General features: G+C 60.5%; 15 protein-coding genes and 2 pseudogenes. 8 read left to right on the plus strand and 9 right to left on the minus strand.

The window, feature by feature from the left end; translation table 11 throughout:
* The first annotated feature begins 86 nt into the window (after positions 1–86).
* From TQ98_RS14995 to TQ98_RS15005, 3 genes and pseudogenes are all read left to right on the plus strand, one after another.
* Complete coding sequence (locus TQ98_RS14995; RefSeq protein ID WP_197708614.1) at positions 87–980, plus strand: LysR family transcriptional regulator; 894 nt, start codon at positions 87–89, stop codon at positions 978–980.
* Positions 981–995: 15 nt separating this feature from the next.
* Positions 996–1,124: pseudogene (locus tag TQ98_RS28135) on the plus strand (porin); the annotation flags it as partial.
* A 1-nt stretch (position 1,125) separates the two neighbouring features.
* Complete coding sequence (locus tag TQ98_RS15005) at positions 1,126–2,712, plus strand: MFS transporter (RefSeq protein WP_044874445.1); 1,587 nt, start codon at positions 1,126–1,128, stop codon at positions 2,710–2,712.
* 428 nt (positions 2,713–3,140) lie between these two features.
* On the opposite strand, the gene TQ98_RS15015 is transcribed toward TQ98_RS15005, so the two are convergent.
* Positions 3,141–4,520, minus strand: a complete 1,380-nt coding sequence (locus TQ98_RS15015) for a cytosine permease (RefSeq protein WP_103103150.1) — start codon at positions 4,518–4,520, stop codon at positions 3,141–3,143.
* A gap of 343 nt (positions 4,521–4,863) precedes the next feature.
* Complete coding sequence (locus tag TQ98_RS15020) at positions 4,864–5,772, minus strand: LysR family transcriptional regulator (protein WP_044874444.1); 909 nt, start codon at positions 5,770–5,772, stop codon at positions 4,864–4,866.
* Between the two features lie 115 nt (positions 5,773–5,887).
* Between TQ98_RS15020 and TQ98_RS15025 the strand changes: the two genes are divergently transcribed.
* On the plus strand, positions 5,888–6,958 hold the full coding sequence (locus tag TQ98_RS15025) for an AbrB family transcriptional regulator (RefSeq protein ID WP_044874709.1): 1,071 nt from the start codon (positions 5,888–5,890) through the stop codon (positions 6,956–6,958).
* Between the two features lie 8 nt (positions 6,959–6,966).
* Here TQ98_RS15025 and TQ98_RS15030 read toward each other — a convergent pair.
* The 5 genes and pseudogenes from TQ98_RS15030 to TQ98_RS15050 form a co-directional block, all read right to left on the minus strand.
* A pseudogene (locus TQ98_RS15030) lies at positions 6,967–7,112 on the minus strand (damage-inducible protein CinA); the annotation flags it as partial.
* A 111-nt stretch (positions 7,113–7,223) separates the two neighbouring features.
* A complete protein-coding gene (locus TQ98_RS15035) occupies positions 7,224–7,907 on the minus strand; it encodes a TerC family protein (RefSeq protein ID WP_044874443.1) in 684 nt (227 codons plus the stop codon).
* 203 nt (positions 7,908–8,110) lie between these two features.
* Entirely contained in the window at positions 8,111–9,382 is a 1,272-nt protein-coding gene (locus TQ98_RS15040; RefSeq protein ID WP_044874442.1) for an OprD family porin, read from the minus strand.
* A 107-nt stretch (positions 9,383–9,489) separates the two neighbouring features.
* The gene (locus tag TQ98_RS15045) at positions 9,490–10,794 is read right to left on the minus strand and encodes a citrate:proton symporter (RefSeq protein ID WP_044874441.1); all 1,305 of its coding nucleotides are present in this window, start codon (positions 10,792–10,794) and stop codon (positions 9,490–9,492) included.
* A gap of 236 nt (positions 10,795–11,030) precedes the next feature.
* Complete coding sequence (locus tag TQ98_RS15050; protein ID WP_197708615.1) at positions 11,031–12,128, minus strand: 4-oxalomesaconate tautomerase; 1,098 nt, start codon at positions 12,126–12,128, stop codon at positions 11,031–11,033.
* Positions 12,129–12,266: 138 nt separating this feature from the next.
* Here TQ98_RS15050 and TQ98_RS15055 point away from each other — a divergent pair, with 138 nt between their 5' ends.
* Both TQ98_RS15055 and TQ98_RS15060 read left to right on the plus strand, forming a co-directional pair.
* Positions 12,267–13,160 carry a LysR family transcriptional regulator gene (locus TQ98_RS15055; protein ID WP_044874439.1) on the plus strand — a complete coding sequence of 298 codons (894 nt, stop codon included), beginning with the start codon at positions 12,267–12,269 and terminating at the stop codon, positions 13,158–13,160.
* Positions 13,161–13,562: 402 nt separating this feature from the next.
* Positions 13,563–14,312, plus strand: coding sequence for a hypothetical protein (locus TQ98_RS15060; protein ID WP_044874438.1), 750 nt, complete (start codon positions 13,563–13,565; stop codon positions 14,310–14,312).
* A 210-nt stretch (positions 14,313–14,522) separates the two neighbouring features.
* On the opposite strand, the gene TQ98_RS15065 is transcribed toward TQ98_RS15060, so the two are convergent.
* The gene (locus tag TQ98_RS15065; RefSeq protein ID WP_082073286.1) at positions 14,523–15,353 is read right to left on the minus strand and encodes a tyrosine-protein phosphatase; all 831 of its coding nucleotides are present in this window, start codon (positions 15,351–15,353) and stop codon (positions 14,523–14,525) included.
* Between the two features lie 483 nt (positions 15,354–15,836).
* On the opposite strand from TQ98_RS15065, the gene TQ98_RS15075 reads away from it, so the two are divergent.
* Positions 15,837–16,844 (plus strand): hypothetical protein, encoded by a 1,008-nt coding sequence (locus TQ98_RS15075; RefSeq protein WP_044874436.1) that lies wholly within the window; start codon positions 15,837–15,839, stop codon positions 16,842–16,844.
* 100 nt (positions 16,845–16,944) lie between these two features.
* On the opposite strand, the gene TQ98_RS15080 is transcribed toward TQ98_RS15075, so the two are convergent.
* Entirely contained in the window at positions 16,945–17,397 is a 453-nt protein-coding gene (locus tag TQ98_RS15080; protein WP_044874435.1) for a MerR family transcriptional regulator, read from the minus strand.
* A gap of 401 nt (positions 17,398–17,798) precedes the next feature.
* Between TQ98_RS15080 and TQ98_RS15085 the strand changes: the two genes are divergently transcribed.
* Positions 17,799–18,155, plus strand: coding sequence for a metalloregulator ArsR/SmtB family transcription factor (locus tag TQ98_RS15085; RefSeq protein WP_044874434.1), 357 nt, complete (start codon positions 17,799–17,801; stop codon positions 18,153–18,155).
* Positions 18,156–18,190 lie beyond the last annotated feature (35 nt).

The raw sequence follows: 18,190 nt of genomic DNA on the forward strand, positions 1-18,190 counted from the left end.
AGGCCACAGAAATCGGTAACCACAGGATTGCAACGCCAGCGCCACTTGAGCTGCTAAATTGCCTGCACAGTTCTATTTGGTGAACGATCGTGGACGACCTCAACGACCTCTACTACTTCGCCCAGGTAGTCGAACACGGCGGCTTTGCACCGGCCGGTCGTGCCTTGAACACTCCCAAGTCCAAGCTCAGCCGGCGGATCTCCACGCTGGAAGAGCGCCTGGGCGTACGCCTGCTACAGCGCTCCACCCGGCATTTCTCCGTGACCGAAACGGGCCAGGAATATTACCGGCACTGCGTGGCGATGCTGGTGGAGGCCGAGGCGGCACGTCAGGTGATCGAACGTAACCGTGCCGAGCCTCAGGGCGTTGTCAGGATGAGTTGCCCCACGGCCCTGCTCCACTATCGGATCGGCGACCTGGTCAGCCAATTCATGGCCGAGAACCAGAAGGTCCAGGTGCATCTGGACGCGACCAACCGACGGGTCGATGTCATCGGCGAAGGACTGGATCTGGCATTGCGCGTGCGTTTTCCGCCGCTGGAAGACAGTGGCCTGGTGATGCGCACCCTGGCGGCAAGCCCGCAACGCCTGGTGGCGAGTCCGGACTTCCTGAGAGACCTTGACCTGCCGCTGGTGCCGGCCGATCTCAGCAAGCTGCCCAGCCTGGACTGGGGGCCGCCACGGGATCATATGTGGCACCTGGAAGGCCCGAACGGCGCGAATGCCGAAGTACGACACACGCCCCGCTACATCACCGACGACATGACCGCGTTGCGTCAGGCCGCATTGCGCGGTGTGGGCATCGTGCAGCTACCGCTGATGGTGGTCGATCAGGACCTGGATCAGGGGAGGCTGGTGGACATCATTCCGCAGTGGGTGCCCCGCAGCGGTATTGTCCACGCCGTGTTCCCGTCCCGCCGGGGCTTGCTGCCGTCAGTGAGAACGCTGATCGACTTCCTGGCGGAGCACATCAGGCAATAGCCGTCAGCGTTTGCCTCCGCCCCGGCGAACGATCACTCCCTCTTTCTGTCCCACGTCAGCCATCGCGCCAACGATGCCCATGCCGGGGCCGACATCGACCGTCTATACCTGATTCTGCAATACCCACTCAAAAGATGGTTCTGACATGACCGCACCCACCACCTCTCCGTGGAGCCCACTGCGCAATGTCCTGTTCCGTTGGCTGTGGCTGGCCAGCATCGCCTCCAACATCGGCACCTGGATGCACGAGGTGGGCGCCGGCTGGCTGATGACCTCGCTCTCGGCCAGCCCGCTGAACGTGGCGCTGGTCCAGGTGGCCGGCTCCCTGCCGATGTTCGTCCTGGCGCTGCCGGCCGGCGCCCTGGCGGACATCGTCGACAAGCGCCGTTACCTGCTCGGCGTGCAGCTGTGGATGGCGGCGGTGGCCACCGTGCTGGCGGCGCTCACCCTGCTCGGGCTGACCACGGTCTGGCTGCTGTTGGTACTCACCCTGTGCATGGGCATCGGCACCGCGCTGATGATGCCAGCCTGGAGCGCGACGACGCCGGAACTGGTGGGCAAGGACGAACTGCCGGCGGCGGTGGCGCTGTCCAGCGTCGGCGTCAACCTGGCACGGGCGGTCGGCCCCGCCATCGCCGGGGTCGTAGTGAGCCTGGTCGGCCCCTGGCTGACCTTCGCCCTGAACGCGGTCTCCTTCTTCGCGGTGATCGCCGTGCTGGTGGCCTGGAAGCGCGAGACCAGCCCTTCCGTGCTGCCCGCCGAGCGACTCTTCGGCGCGCTGCGTGCCGGCTGGCGCTACAGCCGCAGCTCCCGGCCGTTGCAGGCGGTGCTGGTGCGAGCGGCGGCGTTCTTCCTCGGCGCCAGCGCCGGCATGTCGTTGCTGCCGCTGATCGTGCGCGGCGAGCTGCGGGGCAGCGCCACCGACTTCGGCCTGCTGCTGGGCAGCGTCGGTGTCGGCGCGGTGCTCGGCGCCATGCTCCTGCCGCCCCTGCGCGAGCGGCTGGGCAGCAATCGCCTGGTGGTGTTGGCCAGCGCACTCTATGCCCTGGTGCTGGTCGCCCTGGCGCTGCTGCGCAACCTGTACCTGCTGGTGCCGGTGATGCTGGTGAGCGGCGCGGCCTGGATCGCCGTGCTGTCCAGCCTGCAAGTGGCGGCGCAGACCTCGGTGCCCGGCTGGGTGCGGGCACGAGGCCTGGCCGTGTACATCCTGGTGTTCTTCGGCAGCATGGCCGCTGGCGGCACCCTCTGGGGCCTGGTCGCCAGCCGCACCTCCATTCCCGTTGCGCTGCTGGGCGCCAGCGCCCTGCTGTTGCTGGGGCTGCTTGCTGCCCTGCGCTTCCGCCTGCCGGTAACCGCGGTGGAAGACCTGGCGCCCTCATTGCACTGGCCGGCGCCGATCCTCGCCGAAGGCATGGACCAGGAACGCGGCCCGGTGATGGTCACCCTGGAATACGACATCGACGCCGCCAAGGCGCCGGATTTCCAGGCCGCCATGGCGGAAGTGCGCAGCATGCGCCGACGCAACGGGGCGATTTCCTGGACCCTTGTGCAAGACAGCGAGAACCCGCGCCTGTGGCTGGAGTGCTTCGTCGACGAGTCCTGGCTGGAACACCTGCGCCACCACCAGCGGGTCACCCGTGGCGAACTGCGGATCGAGGCGGCCGCCCGGCAGTTCCAGACCCCGGGCGTGGAAATCCGCGTCCGCCACTACCTGCAGGGCGGCGCCCACTGACGGCACGGGCCTCTGCGCTGTCCAAATCGGCTTCATGACTCACGGCAAGCGGACCACTATCAACGCCGGTGGCGGCCATTCGGGATGCAGGAACCTGGGGCGAGTGAGCGGGATTGGCTCTGTCTGGTGGATGAGAAGAGCGTCATCCACCCTACCCGGCTAGAGCGCGGAGTGCTGCGGATTAACCCGTTGAACCACCAACCCGAAATGTTCCTTCGCAAGGCAAGAAGCTATCAGGAGCGGTGGCCGTGGCTGACAATAGCGTCTTGGGCGGTTCAACCTGTGGCGTGGATCGTTTGCAGCCATTCACTGCTGCCCGCTTCAGGCCGATAGCTGCCGTATTTGAGGGGCAGCTTCCGGCCAGAAGCAGCTCATGGGCAAGCTGCTAGCGACTTCATAATTTCCGTATAGCCCATGTCGCTAGGGAATCAGTCAGGAACCGGAGATGGGAATTGACGGTGCTTGATTGAGGGCTGGCTGTTCACCATGCAGTAGAGTGCCCCTGCGAGTACCAAGCCCACAGCCCAACTGATGTCCGCCCCTAGCCAGTCCGCTACAAAGCCGGTGTAGAACGAAAGCTTCATGAACGGGATCGTGCCGATGATAGAGACGGCGTACACCGCTAGCGTTCGTCCATTGAAGCGCCCGTACCGACCTTCGGGGTCGTACAGCTCGCCCACCTCATAGTGACCGCGACACACCCAGTAGTAGTCGGCCAGGTTGATCGCACTCCAGGGGATCAGCAGATAGAGCTGTCCAATCAAAATGTCTGCAAAGAAGGTGTCAAAACGATACTGGGTGGCGATGGCGATCAGGGTTGCGGCTACGGTCAGCGCTGCCATCACCAACGCTTTTGCAGAAGCGGTGACGTATCGCAGCCCACCAAAGGCCCCGAAGATCGTCACCGAAGACATGTAGGCGCTGTAAAGGCAGAGCACGTTGTACTGGATCACCCCGAGCGCGATCACGCCCAACGCCAAGGGTGCCCACGGGCCGAACAGCGTGGCAATTGCGGTTGCAGAGTCATGCCCAAGCGCTGCTGGGATCGCAACGGCCACTAGAGCGCCCAAGGCCATCATGGCGAAAGAGCCTAGCGCGCAGCCGCAGTAAGTTGTCCAGAACGTGGCGCGTGTGCTGACATCAGCCGGAAGGTAACGCGAGTAATCCGCCACGTAGGGGCCGTAACCCAATGTCCAGGACGCCGCCTGCGCGACCACCAGGTTAAAGGCGATCAGCGAAAAGCCCTCGCCTGTTGCCGTTGTCGATATCGCGTCGCTGGGGTGTAGCAGGATCAAAGCCAGCGCGCTGGCAAATACCAGCGTTGACATCAGGCTCATCCACGCCCCTAGACGGTGGATCAGCTCATAGCCTACGAAACCGATAATGAAGGTCAGAATGCCCACCGCCACGATGGCCTGGTCATCGCTGATGGGCACCAGTGCCTTCAAGGCATCGCGCATCAGGACGCCACTGGCGGCCAGGAATAGCACCGCCGCCGTGACCATCACCAATAAGGGAATCGCAGCGCCATAGACACCGAATTGTGCGCGGCTCTGAATCATCTGCGGGACGCCCAAATGAGGGCCCTGGGCGGAGTGTGCGGCCATGAAGATGGTGCCGACGAGATTGCCGATCAGCAGGCCGAGCAATGTCCAGGCGAAGCTCAATCCTGAGGCGATACCCAACGTACCGACGATCAGAGCAGTCACTTGGAAATTGGAACTGAACCAGATAGTGAACAACCGTCTGGGTGTGCCATAGCGCTCAGCGTGAGGGACAAACTCGATACTTCGCTTTTCAAGCTTCACGACCACCTCCTGATTCATTCCCCCGATTATCAGTTGGTGATTGAGGGCTCGTCGGCCTGACCACGAACACCTCGTAGCTACTAACGACCCACGCGACCAGCGGTTCGTCTCCCCCTGGACTACCCCTGCTTTCGTAGGCGGATTTAATGGCAGCTTCTCGCCGAACTCTGCCCGTCGTGACCGCTCCATAGCGGTCGCTCGCGAACGGCAGCAATCGGCCAGAGCGGACGTAGACCTGTTGCTCGTGCTGGCGCAGGTATTCCAGATTGCGCAGCAATAGCCAGCACGCCTGCTTGATGCCCCGTCGCGTCGGCCTGCTATTCCGGAGTCGGTTGGCCGGACCTCACGGATCAAGCTGTAGGAATAGGTTGGCCTGATGAGTCAGTAGAATATCCAGGAGAGTTGCCGTCGCCGGCGACTTGTAACCCTCGGAGCGATAGCTCACCCCGATTACCCGCGTCATGGTGGTTTCCGCCAGAGGAATTTCCCGCAGACTGGCCTCCGCCTTTCCACCTAACAGGTGTTCACGGGCAATGAAACTGAGTAAGTCAGTACGGGCAATCAAACGTGGCATCAAGGAAATCGACGTGCTTTCCACCTGTACCATGGGTGCCGGCAGTTGCCGGCTGATGAAGGCATTATCAATCCACTTGCGCGCACTGGCTGAGAGAGGTGGCAGCACCCAGCGGTAACGGCACAGCTCGCGCTGGCCGATAGGCCCGCTGAAAAGCGGATGATCGCGGCGCGCCACAACCACAGCTTGATCCTCCAACAGAGCATGGGTTTCCAGCCCCTCTACCTTATCGACGAAGGGGCTAATGACCAGGTCCAGATTTCCCTGCAACAGCCCCTCTCGAAGTACATCGTCCATCCCAACCGTAAGTGTCAATGTCACATTGGGAGCAAGGCTCAGCAGCGTCGCTGTGAGCTGTGGCAGCAGGTATTCGGCCATAGAGACGGCACAGCCCAGTCGAATATTTCCTACCAAACCATTGGCGAAGTCGCGTACCTCACGGCGCGTCTCATCAACGCTGTGCCGTAGCTGACGGCTTCGCTCCAGGAGCAAATGCCCCGCTGGGGTCAGCTTGATGCGTCGGCCATCACGCTGGAACAAGCTGGCTCCAAGGGATTCCTCCAGGCGTTGAATGCTCTTGGTCAAGGCAGGTTGGCTACGACACAGGCGCTCCGCAGCGCGGCCTAGGTGGCCAAGCTCAGCAATGGTCTCGAAATAGGCAAGGTCTCGCAGATCCATAATCGATAACTCTGAATTATCGGTTTATCACAATTAGAAAATAGACTTGATGAATCAGCACCAGAATACTGCCGATGCGCGTTGGACACACCCGGCCCCACAGCGCGCACGGAGAATCACCTTGCCTACCCGTCCCTCTCTCGACTCCATTGCCCTCATGCGGCAGTGGCTGCTTCTGCTCGTTCTTGCGGTAATCGCTGGTCAAGTGCTGCGACTGATCGGAATGCCAGCGGCTGACTTCCTCGGCTCCATGCTGGTAGCCATTGGACTTGGCGTGCGGGGCGCGCGCATCCGCGTACCAGCGCTCGCATTCAAACTCGGTCAGGGTTGCATCGGCTTGCTGGTGGCTCATTCGCTAAACACCGAAACGCTTGCCAGCATTGCTCATGATTGGCCCGTCATGCTGCTGGCCACGGCGATAACGGTGCTTATAAGCTTGCTCGTCGCGCTTTTCCTCGTGCGCTACGGTGACCTGCCGGGTAGCGACGCGGCCTGGGGCCTGTCTCCCGGGGCGGCGTCCGCTATGGTGGCTCTGGCCGAGGATCACGGAGCAGACTCCCGAGTGGTCGCCACGATGCAGTACGTGCGAGTGGTCTGCGTAGTACTAATAGGTGCAGTCGTCAGCCACGCCCTCGGTAGTGAAGTTACTTCCCCCCAAATCCCGACTGGCACAGCCCCCCTCGGCTTCACTGTGCCTGCCAATGGCATCCTCACCATTCTTGTTCTGACCGGCAGTGTGTTGATCGGTGCTCGCTTCCCGGCAGGTGCTCTGCTCGTGCCGCTACTGGCTGGGTCGGCGATGCAATTGGGCGGAGTATTCATCATCGACCTACCACAGTGGCTGTTGTGCCTGGCCTACGGAGCCCTTGGTTGCTACGTGGGATTACGATTCGATCGCGAGACCTTCGACTTCGTCGTCCGTCGGCTGCCGTCCATGCTCCTCAGCGCACTTGCTCTGATTGCTCTTTGCGCCCTGTCCGCACTTTTCATTGCGAATCTGCTGAGCAAGGACTTCCTCTCCGTTTATCTCGCCACCAGTCCGGGAGGGCTGGACTCCATGGCAATCATTGCTCTGGATACCCAGGCGGATGTCGGTCTGGTGCTGGCTATGCAGACCATGCGCCTGTTTGGCGTCGTACTGATCGGCCCCTACTTAGCGCGACAGATCATCCGCCTGTCTCGATGAACGCACCGTCAATAATCTGGATTGATGGCGCCAGTAGGTAGGGCCAGGAGAGTCATCACCAGGGAAGTCAGATTGCCCACTTCCAGGTGAACGTCAGGAAGTCGCTGATATCGCGATCCAGCATCCCCACCAGCAACAGTGTGGAAGCTACAGGACCTCGGCGATGAGTAGAGGACAAGAGAGTAGCCGGAAAGCCAACGCTACCGCAGCCTGGATCCGACTACATACCTGGCGAGCACCGAGATCCTGGAAATCAGCCGTTCAACTAATCAACCACTGCTGATGCACGCGTGCGCAGCCATAGACCTGTGCCCATCACCAGGGCAGCGCCACTGGCTGCAGCCAGGTGCTTGGACCAGGCCTCGTTCGGAGTCCAGTTCACCAACGCGATGTCGGTTACAGCCATGCCCCCGGCAATCCAGCCCAGCAAGCCGCCCCCCAGCAGCACAACCTGCGGGAAGTGGTCCATCAGCTTAAGCACCAGTTGGCTGCCCCAGACGATGATCGGGATGCTGATCAGCACGCCCAGGCTGACGAGGACCAGGTTGCCGCCGGCAGCCCCAGCCACGGCAAGTACGTTGTCCAGACTCATGACAGCGTCGGCGATGATGATCGTTTTGATTGCAGCGAAGAAGCTCGCGCCTGCCTTTACTTCGTGCGCCTGTTCATCTTCGGGCAGCAGCAATTTCACGCCGATCCATAGCAACAGCGCCGCACCTAGCAGTTTCAGATACGGCAAGGCCAGTAGTTGCATGGCAAAGAACAACAACGCGATGCGCAACAGGATTGCCCCTGCTACTCCACCGACGATGGCTCGGCGTCGTTGTTCCTCCGGAAGATGCCGACACGCCAGTGCAATGACCACTGCGTTATCTCCGCCCAACAGGATGTCGATGGCGATAATCTGCATAAGTGCCATCCAGAAAACAGGCTCACTCAGCCACTCCATAAATCCGTATCTCCGCTATTGATAAAAAAATGCCGGGGGCAAAGCCCCCGGCTCCGGAACCTCCGCCGGCGCGACGGGTAGTCGAGACGGGTGGTCGGAAAAGCGTGGTTTGAGGAATAAGGGCCCGCGCGCCTTGTGAGCACGCGGGCGCGGCGCCCGCTCTTCTAAGCGCCACTTCGGGCTGGTAAGCCCGCATTCAGGACCTACCAGAGCGCGATGTCGTAGGTGAAATACAGGCGATTGTTGTCGCGGCCCCTGCTGTAGCTGGAGCGATAGGCGATGTTGCGCAGCTTCGCACCAAGCCCTTTGAGAGCCCCCTGCTGCACCACGTAGGCAAAGTCAATGTCCCGCTCCCACTCGTGGGCGTTCACCTCATTGCCGCGCAGTTCGGTCGTGCCATCCCGGCCTTTGAAATAGCGAACGCCAGCTGTCAGTCCAGGCACTCCGATGGCCGCAAAGTCGTAGGCATAGCCGAGCATCCAGGTGCGCTCGTCCTCCTCGACGAACTTGCCGACACCGGCATTACTGAAGCTGTAGACCGTGGCGCCGTTGACGAATGGCAGCCCGCCTTCGCCATTCAGTTGCTGGTAGCCTGCGCTTAAGGCATGGCCCTTCAGGGTGTAGGTCAACAGGCCGCTGTACATGTCGTTGTCCAACTCGCCATTGCGTGCCTCTCCTGCATCCTGGCTGTGGAAGTAGCGCAGGTCGGTGGTGAGGCTGCCTGGCCCCAGGGGCAGGCTGTGGACCAGGCCGATGAAGTGCTGCTGGTAGAACTCTTCCAGTTCGCCAGAGTAGTAACTCAGGGTCAGGGCCTTGCTGGGCTTGTAGTCGGCACCGGCGAACCAGAAGCCCTCACCGTCATCACCTGCGAATCCATCGGCAGTGATCGAGTGGTTGTCACTGGAGTCGCGCATGCGGAACTCGTCGAAGTAACCACCTGTGAGGCTTAGGTCGGCTATATCGGCGCTGGTGACCTGGGTGCCTTCGAAAGTCTGCGGCAACAAGCGCGCATCGTTGCGCACCAGCACCGGCAGCTTGGGCTGATGAGTGCCGTGCTTGAGCGTGGTACCGGCGAAGCGTGCCTTGGCGGTCAGGCCCAGGCTGGAAAATTCGTCCGCGGCCCGGCCGTCATCGTGCAGTGGCAAAAGCCCGGTACCGGCCCGGCCGGCGCCGGAATCCAGCTTCACACCCAGCAGTCCCAGGGCGTCCAAACCGAAACCGAAGCGGCCTGGGGTGAAGCCGGATTGCATATCCAGCAGGAAACCCTGGGCCCATTCTTCCTTCTTCGACTGTGCGTTGGCAGCGGACTTGGCGGACATGCCCGTCTCGTCCTTGAAGTCATCGTTGAAGTAGATGTTGCGCAATTGCAGGTTGGCTTTGCTGTCTTCGATGAAGCCGGCGGCCCCTGCGGCAGGTGCCAGGCAGGCGACTAGGCACGCCAGGGTGGAAGGCAGGGGCTTGGCGTTGGTTTTCATGGTGTCGTCACCTTTTTGTTCTGGACGCACTCGGCCAGCGGGCGTGCAGGAACACACCTCGTGGCCAGATTTCAGGGGGCTTGCCCGACTTCGCCGGGCGCGGAAACTCAGGCGAGCAGCGTGATGGCACCCGTCAGCAGGGCCAGCACGGTAATGACGAGCGAGGTGAGGATCGCCCACTTGTAGGTGAAGCGCTGGAAGTCGCCGATGTCAGTATCGACCATGCCCACCAGCAGGAGTGTCGAGGCCACCAGCGGACTCATCAGGTGCACCGGCTGGCCGAGGATGGAAGCGCGTGCGATTTCCACCGGATCGATGCCATAGGCCGCAGCGGCCTGGGCGAGGATGGGCACCATGCCGAAGTAGTACGCGTCGTTGGAGAGCACGAAGGTAAGCGGCATGCTGGTGATGGCCACCACCAGCGGGAAGAAACTGCCCCAGGAGGATGGGATCATCTCCACCAGGGAGTTGGCCAGGGAGTCCACCATCTTGGTGCCGGAGAATATGCCGGCGAATACCCCGGCGGCGAACACCAGCAGCACCACGGTCATGGCGTTGCCCGAGTGGGCGAGGATGCGCTCCTTCTGCAGGTCCAACTGCGGGTAGTTGATCATCAGCGCCACCACGAAGCCGAGCATGAACAGCACCGCTGCATTCATCAGTCCCATCACCAGCGCCACCATCACCGCGATCACCAGAAGCAGGTTGAGCCAGATCAACTTCGGTCGCTTGTTCGGGTTATCGGCCAGGATGGCCTTGATGTAGCAATCGTCACCGCCGGTTTTCAGGTGGGTGTTGCCGATCCGCTTCAGCTCTTTGCGCCCGAGAATGTAGGCGGTGAACACCACCCAGAGGGCGCCGCCCACCATGGTCGGTAGCATGGGGATGAAGTAGTCGCTGGCGTCCAGCCCGAGCACGGCGATAGCACGAGTGGCCGGACCGCCCCAAGGGCTCATGCCGCTCATGATGCTCAGTGACAGCATGGATACGCACGCGAGGATAAGCGGGTTCATACCGATGCGCTTGTATAGCGGCAGCATGGCAGCCACGGTGATCATGTAGGTGGTGGTGCCGTCACCATCCAGCGCCACCAGCAGCGACAGCACAGCGGTGCCCATGGCGATCTTCACCGGATTGCCGTTGACCGTCTGCAAGATGCGGCGAATCAGCGGGTCGAACAGCCCGGAGTCGATCATGATGCCGAAAAACAGGATGGCGAAAAGCAATAGAGCTGCCGAGGGCGCCACCGTCTTCAGGCCGTCGAGCATCATCTTGCCGAGCTCGGGCGCGAAGCCGCCGAGCAATGCGAAGACGATGGGTACTACGGTCAAGGCCACGACCGGAGACAGGCGTTTGGTCATGATCAGGTAAGTGAACACGACCACCATGGACAAACCGAGCAGAGAAAGCATGGCGTTGGACTCTTGTAATTATGGGTTCCAGCTCCATTTGGGCGTACGAGCCGCCGCACATGAAGCTGCTAATCGCCAGGGCGTGCAAGCGCCCCAGGCATCCTCACGACGAACGTGGATGACCGGTTGCAGCGCAGTTGTGATGTAAGCAGCGAGTGATGGAAGACTTCATTATTTTTGTTACCCGTCTTGTGATTGTTGTCTGGGCGCATCGAGACGCGGGACAGCGTTTGGAATCAGTGGATTGCATCCGGCATGCGGTAATAGAGACGACCATCCATGATCTTGCGGGCGGTACGGATCAGCGAGACTCGGGCGATATCCATCGGGTTGCCATCACGCAACTCGACTCGCAGGTCCAGATGACCTGAGGGGTGCTCGACACGTATGGACGCGAGGGGTTTGCCAGCTTCTACGCGACTGGTTTCCAGGGCGAGGCGATGGGCCACGCTACCGGGAACATTCACTGCGGCGCCAAGAGCGATCGCGCCAGTTACGGCAAGCGCCTTGTGGCAGCGCTGCGGTACGAAGTAGCGCGCACACAGCGTTCCGTCTTCGCCAACTGCCGGCGACAGCAGAATGGGTTTTGGCAGCACCGACTGGCTGACATCTCCCATGCCCATGCGGCGGCCCGCTTCACAGCGAATACGCTCCAGACGCTCAAGCATCGCGCTGTTGGCATCCAGTGCAGCCGGATCGGCGTGACCATCCACACCCAGGTCGCTTGCACGAATCATCACCGTCGGGGTCGCGGCATCCAGGCAGGTGACGTCGACACCCTCAATCTGCTCGATAGCATGACCTGTAGGAAGCAGGGCCCCGGTCTTGGCACCAGCGACGTCCAGAAAGCTGAGACGAATTCCCGCTGCAGAACCTGGAACGCCACTGATACTGGTATCGCCTTCGTATTCCACGCGACCACGCGGAGTGGGTACGAAACACTCAATGATGCGCTGAGTGTTGATGTTGAACACTCGCACTCGCGTCTCGCCGTAGGTGGGAGCCACAAGGCCAGTCTCGATCGCGAATGGGCCAACGGCCGAGAGCATGTTGCCGCAGTTGGGCGTGAAATCTACTCGGCGCTCAGTCACGTCGACCTGGGCGAACAAGTAGTCCACATCTGCGTCGGGGCGACTAGAGTGCCCAACGATGGCTACCTTGCTGGTCAGGGAGTTACCGCCACCGATACCGTCCACTTGGAGCGGATGGCCGGAGCCCATCAGATCGAGCAGTACCTGAGCGCGTGCTTCCTCCGACTCAGGCAAGTCAGTCATGTGAATGAAAGGGCCTCTTGAAGTGCCGCCACGCATGATCATGCAGGGAATGCTGTTCATCATCTTGTGTTAACCCATGACCGTTCCAACGATGGCCACAGGTTGTCAGCAGCGATTTAATGCTTCAAATGCAAAAATCATCCTCTACTGATAGGATTCGAGCATTAATGCGCACAGCAGAGAGAAAGAGACATTTCTATGCATAGAATAGAGTTCCTGGATCTGGCAGCCTTCGTACGGGTAGCTGAATCCCAGTCATTCCAGGAGGCTGCGCAAGCCCTTCACCTGTCACAACCTGCCCTGTCACGACGCCTTCAGAAACTGGAGGAAACGCTCGGCGCCAAACTCCTGGAGCGCACGACTCGGCGTACGTGGTTAACCGAAATAGGCAAGGAGTACCTGCCCCGAGCGCGACGGATGCTGGAAGACTACGAGTCCTCAATTCAGGGCATACGTGAGCTCAAGACCCATCAGAAAGGCACCGTCACCATCGCCTGCATTCCCACTGCGGCGTTCTACTTCCTGCCCAGCGTGATACGGGTGTTCAACGAGGCCTACCCGGGCATACGCATCCGAATACTTGATGTCAGCGCCAACGAAGGTCTGGAGCGCGTGGTGAGCGGAGACGCTGACTTCGGCATCAACATGATCAGCGCCCAACATCCTGACGTCAGCTTCACACCGCTGCTTCGTGACCCATTCGTGCTGGCAATGCGAAGCGACCATCCTTTGGCAGCGCTGTCTGAAGTGAACTGGCAAGATCTCCAGAACGTACGCCTGATCACTGTGAGTCGAGACAGCGGCAACCGCATGTTGCTGGACAGTGCCCTTTCAGGCCATGGAATCCGCCTCAACGGCTTTTACGAAGTGCAGCATCTATCCACCTCGCTGGGTCTGGTCGAATGCGGCCTTGGTGTAGCGATTTTGCCGCGGATGGCTATGCCTGATGCCGAACATGAAAACCTCTGTTCCAGGGAGTTACCTCCCCCTCATATCGAACGCACTATCGGCCTGGTGCGTCGAGATGGTGAACCCTTGTCGAGCACCGCAGAACTCTTTATCGAGATGCTGCTCAAGCGATGGCGTGAATAGGCTACCTGATCGACCCTGAGCGAGGCGTGATCCTGGATATTCCACCCCGGCGAATTGGAATGCCGAAGTCGAGCCGACCAGGACGATGATGGAGCGCGTCGAAACACGGCAGAACATCCTTCTTGTTGAGCAGGATGGAGGCGCCGCTTGAGATGACCACCACCCCAAGCTCCCGGTCGTGAGCAACAGATTGGGGTAGGAAAAGCAGATCCGTCCTCCTTTTGGAGTATGTCCCCCTTTTTGGTCCCGACTACTATCCGCCGGCTAGCTGACCAGCCTTTCACCTGCGCAGGCGTCTTGATGCCCCGTTGCTCAAGGCTGGTCGCATGGAGAGCCGGCCGGATGGGCTGCATGGTTTTGCGCGGTAACCCGACATAACAACAAGAATTGAGGAGTTGGATCATGCAAAAGAAGTCGCTGCTGTTCCTGTTGTGCCTGATTTGCCCGCTGGTCTGGGGGGATGGACGAAGCGCCGGGAAGTTGAGCGAAATTCTCAGTCGCAGCCAATTGATGTGTGCCAGTGCGATGGTCTATTTCAATCCGGCCGAACGCACACCCGACCCACGAGGCTTGAACGCGACCTACGAGCACCTCAATTTGATGGAGACCTACATGGTCCAGCTGGGGCAGCCCGAGGCGTTGGTGCAGCCGCTGCGCGCCATGAAGGAAGCCTTCGAAACCCTCGATCAATTGCCTCCGACCGAGCGCGAGCGTTACCCCAAGCTGATCCAGCAGCTACTCGGCCATCAGCAACAGCTGCAGCAGGCGGCCACCACTGCTTATGCCAGTGCCGGCCCCGATCCGGCCGCCGCCGACCTGGAGGCGCAAAGCCAGGCCCTGGCCACGCTGTTGCTGGACTACCAGGTTCGTCGCTACCCGCTGCCGCACAAGGGCGACCTGACGCTGACGCCAGAGCAGGCGAAGAAGCTCGACCAGACGATCGAGCAGCGTTTCGACACGCTACTGACCCGCCATGTCGAGCATGCCGATGTGTTGTCGAAGGTCAGGTCCAGCTATCTATTCGTACGTCCGCAACTGCAGCAGGTGGCAAGTGGTAATAACGCTGGCAGCGGTGGTGCGGAGTTTTATCTCAATCGCGCCTCCGTCGATCTGGACGAACTGGCAGCTGCGGTGCTGACACCCTCCCCCTGAACCGGACCTAGGTTCCCCCACCTTGCAGCCGCTGGTGCGGCTGCCTCCCAAGTACCTGCAGTCCAACAGACGACGGGCAATCGCCGCATGCGGGTATCACCGGTTTCACGAACCAGCCGCCTGTTGGCGCTGCCGCAAGGTTGGTGGGGGCGCCCTACCCTCGCTGAACGTGCGATTTTGCCCGCGGCATGGGGTGGCGGCTGAACAGGCTCAATCAACCTCCTCAAGGTAATGAGCCTGCAAGCGCTGCACATCCACCGACAGCGCTTCGCTCAAGAAGCGGGCAGTGGTGCCCCACTCCTGTTCAATCGTCTGCAGTGACGCCTGTAGATAGCCGGCCCGCACTTCCAACAACGGCATCGCCACCTCTGGCGAAATATCGAGCGATGCCAGGCGAGTGAGCAGGCCTTGGATGAGTCGCTGGTTCCAATGATTCGATTCCAGGTAATTGGCCAGAATCATGTCGGGCGCCACGTCAAATGCCGACAGCAACAGCAGGGTCGCAAAGCCGGTCCTGTCCTTGCCCGTGCTGCAGTGATACAGCAACGTGCGACCTGCTTCTGCCGCTTTCATGAACTGGCCAAAGACCGCCTGGTGCTTGACCGGAAAGTCGCGGTAAATCCGCAGCATGAAGTCGTCCATTTCCTGTCGCGTAGCCGCCTGCAGACGCGGCACCAACTCCTTCATGCTCATAGTGCCTTCCAGCACGGGCAGCGCCACCCAATGGAAAGCATCGGCAAAGCCGCCTTCTTCGGGGGACTTTTCTTCGGGGGACCGAAAGTCAATCACGTCATCAAGGCCAAGGGTTCGCAGCAGTCCAATGTCAGCCACGCTGGCCAATCCCGGGTTGCCGCTGCGAAACAGGCGACCTGCGCGTACGCGCCTGCCGTCACGGCTGCGCAGGCCACCCAGGTCGCGCAGATTGTGAACGTTCTCAAGCGGCAGCGCGGTGCCCGTGAGGACGAATTCCGAATCGAGGCTTGTGTTCGATTGCGCTGGGTCTGTGACCCCTGAAAGCAGCGATGTGATCTGGCTGTTCATGTGTACTCTCGGTCTCTTTTTGGGTGTGCGCCTGGGTAACCTGCGTGCCGCATCGCGATCCTTTGCCCTTCACAGCCCTTCCACCAGGCCGGCCACCTTAGGGCCTCCCCCTGATCGTTGCTTTGCATTGCACGCCCACGTCTTCGCATTTGACGCCAATTCAGGCGCTGTGCAGGTCTGCCGTGGGCGCCATGTCGTCGCGTGCCCACGCCGTTCTGCGTCGGGCCCCTCCTCCCCTAACCAGCCACGAATACGCAATGCAGTCCAAAAGTCTTGCACTGAAATGCTTGACCTTAAAGTTAAGTTAAACGTTAGGGTGCTGATGGCGGACTCAACAGGGCGTGCCCTGGCAGATGGAGGTTGGCTCAAGGCCGGGTCAGGGACCATGAAGGAGCAGGTTCCGATGACCGAATTCCAATCTGACAAGGCGACTTCCCTGGACGCGAACATTGGCAATGACGCACTTTGCGGAGACTTTGGAAAATGAAAATCGGCAGTTTGGCGGTAATAGCGGGAGCACTCATGAATTCCGTTGCGGCGTTCGCATGGGCGGAAGACTCAGCCGAAGTCAAAGGACCTGGCAATACGATGATCGATATTGCCGGCCATGAAGTCCCGGTGGTCGCGGGTGGTCTGTATGACCGCTTCCGCTCCAACCCGCCTCTTTCCACCATAGAATCCGAAGCCCCTGGCGTTGACCTGAGCTGGTTCAAGGGTCTCAAGAAGACCAAGGTCGACATCGGATTCGAATCCTACTCGCCCAACTTCTACTACAAGAACAGTCGAATTACCGCGGTCTTCACGGCGGATTTGGACAAGCTGCGAGAACTGATGCCTGCTGAGGTCCTGGATAAAGTCCAACCCCTTCAGGTGTGGCCGGGCAGAGGCCTGGTCGCCTTGACCGCTTACTCGTATGAGTACTGCGACAACGACAGCTATAACGAAATCGCCCTGTCCATCGTCACGAACAAGCCTGGATCGTCAAACCTGGGCCCCCTCTCCCTGCTTGGTCAGTCGATGTCCAAGGATTTCTGGGGGTACGTACTGAAACTCCCGGTCAATACCGAGCTTGCGAGAGTAAGGGGCGTGGTCGGATACAACCTGCCGAAGTGGCTGACCGGTATCAATCGCCGGGACAATGACAAGTCCGTCATCTTCGAGATTATCGATCACGAAACCGGCAAGGTTGACGTTGTCTTTGAAGGAGAAAAGCTGAGTGACCCTTCAAATGAAGTCGAACTGGTGACCAATAGCTTTACCAATGTCGGGCATAGCGGAGAGCTGACCTACGGCTATGCGGTATCGCGTCAACAGAGCCACGCCTCCAGCACGAGCGCAGAATCAGTCAACCTCACGCTGAATGAAGGGAGTCTTTCTACGTTCATGAAGTCCCTGAAGCTTGGGAAAATGATGAAGTATGAATACGTGCCGCAGTTCCAGAGCGCGCTCTATGCACCCGAATCACTGAAATCCCTCCTGGGCAACCAGTAATTTTTCGGGAGAGGCAAAAACCGGCAGCCATGTCGATGAGGCTGGTTCGTTCAAGTCAGGCTTTCATGGCCTGACTTGCTTTGCGCGAATGAGCGTTGCCTCAACCTTCCCCAGCGGGGTTTAGCCAGCTCGCCCCATTCCCTCCATTGGCTTCCTCGCGGAGGCGGTTCAGCACCCGTTGCGTGTTTTCCACGCATTGCATGCCTTCCGGCTTGCTCTCGATGCTTTCGATGGCGACCAACAGCTGCACCTTGTTCTGCTCCAGGCGCTTCTGCAGAACCTCGATCTCGGCCACCTTGCGCTTGAGGCTGTCCAGGAGCTCCCCGTGCTGCCAATTGTTCTGGCCGACCGGCAGCAGGTGGCGGATCTCCTCCAGCGAGAAGCCCGCCGCCTGGGCCCCGGCAATGATCTCCAGAATCCAGACCGCCTCGGGGCCGTAGTCGCGATAGCCGTTTGCCTTGCGCTCCACCGAGCTGATCAATCCACTGGCCTCGTAAAAGCGGATGCGGGAAGCCGCCAGGCCGCTGAGCTTCGCCAGCTCTCCAATTCTCATGTAGCACCTCGGAACAGGGATTGACCTTAAAGCTTACTTGAATCCTAGAGTACATAAGCGGCCCAACAGTGCAACGCCCACGGCAGGTGTTCATGAGCACAGCAAGCGGTGCGCTTGCGGCCGCGTTTCCAATCAGTTGCCCATCGAGAACGGTGCGGGACGCTCGCCATGGGAAAACGCTAGAGCCTCTGTCCAGGACGAAAGCAGGCCGTCGAAGCAGTGCCCTCTCCCCCACTCCCACCGCGTTTCCGCCCAAGATGCTTGCGAAATATGCGAAACTCCATATATTCGCCTGTCCGTATATGCGCAGCAGACGCTCGCTCCGCGGCAACGTTCGAAGCGCCCGTCTCAGCTGCTGGTGGCGATACACGTCCCGGCAGCCCCCAAGCGAAGAGGCCGTCATGGCTGATCAACTGACCCCCACCACCGTATTCAAATGCCTGGCCGACGAAACCCGCGTGCGGCTGATGTTGCTCATCACCCGAGAGGAAGAGCTGTGCGTGTGCGAGCTGACCTGTGCCCTGGACGAGAGTCAGCCGAAGATTTCCCGGCATCTTGCGCAGTTGCGCACCGGTGGGTTGCTGCAGGATCGACGCCGGGGCCAATGGGTGTACTACCGCCTTCACCCCGACCTACCAGGCTGGGTACACAGCGTGTTGAGCACCGCGCTGGACGGCAACCAACACTGGTTGAACGCTGACACCCGGCGCCTGGACGCCATGGGTGATCGCCCCGAGCGAGCGGCTGCCTGTTGCTGAGTGCCTACGCCGATGGCGGCCCGATCAACCTGAGA

This window comes from Pseudomonas sp. LFM046 (assembly GCF_000949385.2).
Lineage (GTDB): Bacteria > Pseudomonadota > Gammaproteobacteria > Pseudomonadales > Pseudomonadaceae > Metapseudomonas.

Excerpts from the sequence above, each read along its gene's own strand:
- TQ98_RS15005 (WP_044874445.1), top strand. The coding sequence starts at position 1,126 with ATGACCGCACCCACCACCTCTCCGTGGAGCCCACTGCGCAATGTCCTG.
- TQ98_RS15020 (WP_044874444.1), bottom strand. The coding sequence starts at position 5,772 with ATGGATCTGCGAGACCTTGCCTATTTCGAGACCATTGCTGAGCTTGGC.
- TQ98_RS15035 (WP_044874443.1), bottom strand. The coding sequence starts at position 7,907 with ATGGAGTGGCTGAGTGAGCCTGTTTTCTGGATGGCACTTATGCAGATT.
- TQ98_RS15040 (WP_044874442.1), bottom strand. The coding sequence starts at position 9,382 with ATGAAAACCAACGCCAAGCCCCTGCCTTCCACCCTGGCGTGCCTAGTC.
- TQ98_RS15045 (WP_044874441.1), bottom strand. The coding sequence starts at position 10,794 with ATGCTTTCTCTGCTCGGTTTGTCCATGGTGGTCGTGTTCACTTACCTG.
- TQ98_RS15050 (WP_197708615.1), bottom strand. The coding sequence starts at position 12,128 with ATGAACAGCATTCCCTGCATGATCATGCGTGGCGGCACTTCAAGAGGC.
- TQ98_RS15055 (WP_044874439.1), top strand. The coding sequence starts at position 12,267 with ATGCATAGAATAGAGTTCCTGGATCTGGCAGCCTTCGTACGGGTAGCT.
- TQ98_RS15060 (WP_044874438.1), top strand. The coding sequence starts at position 13,563 with ATGCAAAAGAAGTCGCTGCTGTTCCTGTTGTGCCTGATTTGCCCGCTG.
- TQ98_RS15065 (WP_082073286.1), bottom strand. The coding sequence starts at position 15,353 with ATGAACAGCCAGATCACATCGCTGCTTTCAGGGGTCACAGACCCAGCG.
- TQ98_RS15075 (WP_044874436.1), top strand. The coding sequence starts at position 15,837 with ATGAAAATCGGCAGTTTGGCGGTAATAGCGGGAGCACTCATGAATTCC.
- TQ98_RS15080 (WP_044874435.1), bottom strand. The coding sequence starts at position 17,397 with ATGAGAATTGGAGAGCTGGCGAAGCTCAGCGGCCTGGCGGCTTCCCGC.
- TQ98_RS15085 (WP_044874434.1), top strand. The coding sequence starts at position 17,799 with ATGGCTGATCAACTGACCCCCACCACCGTATTCAAATGCCTGGCCGAC.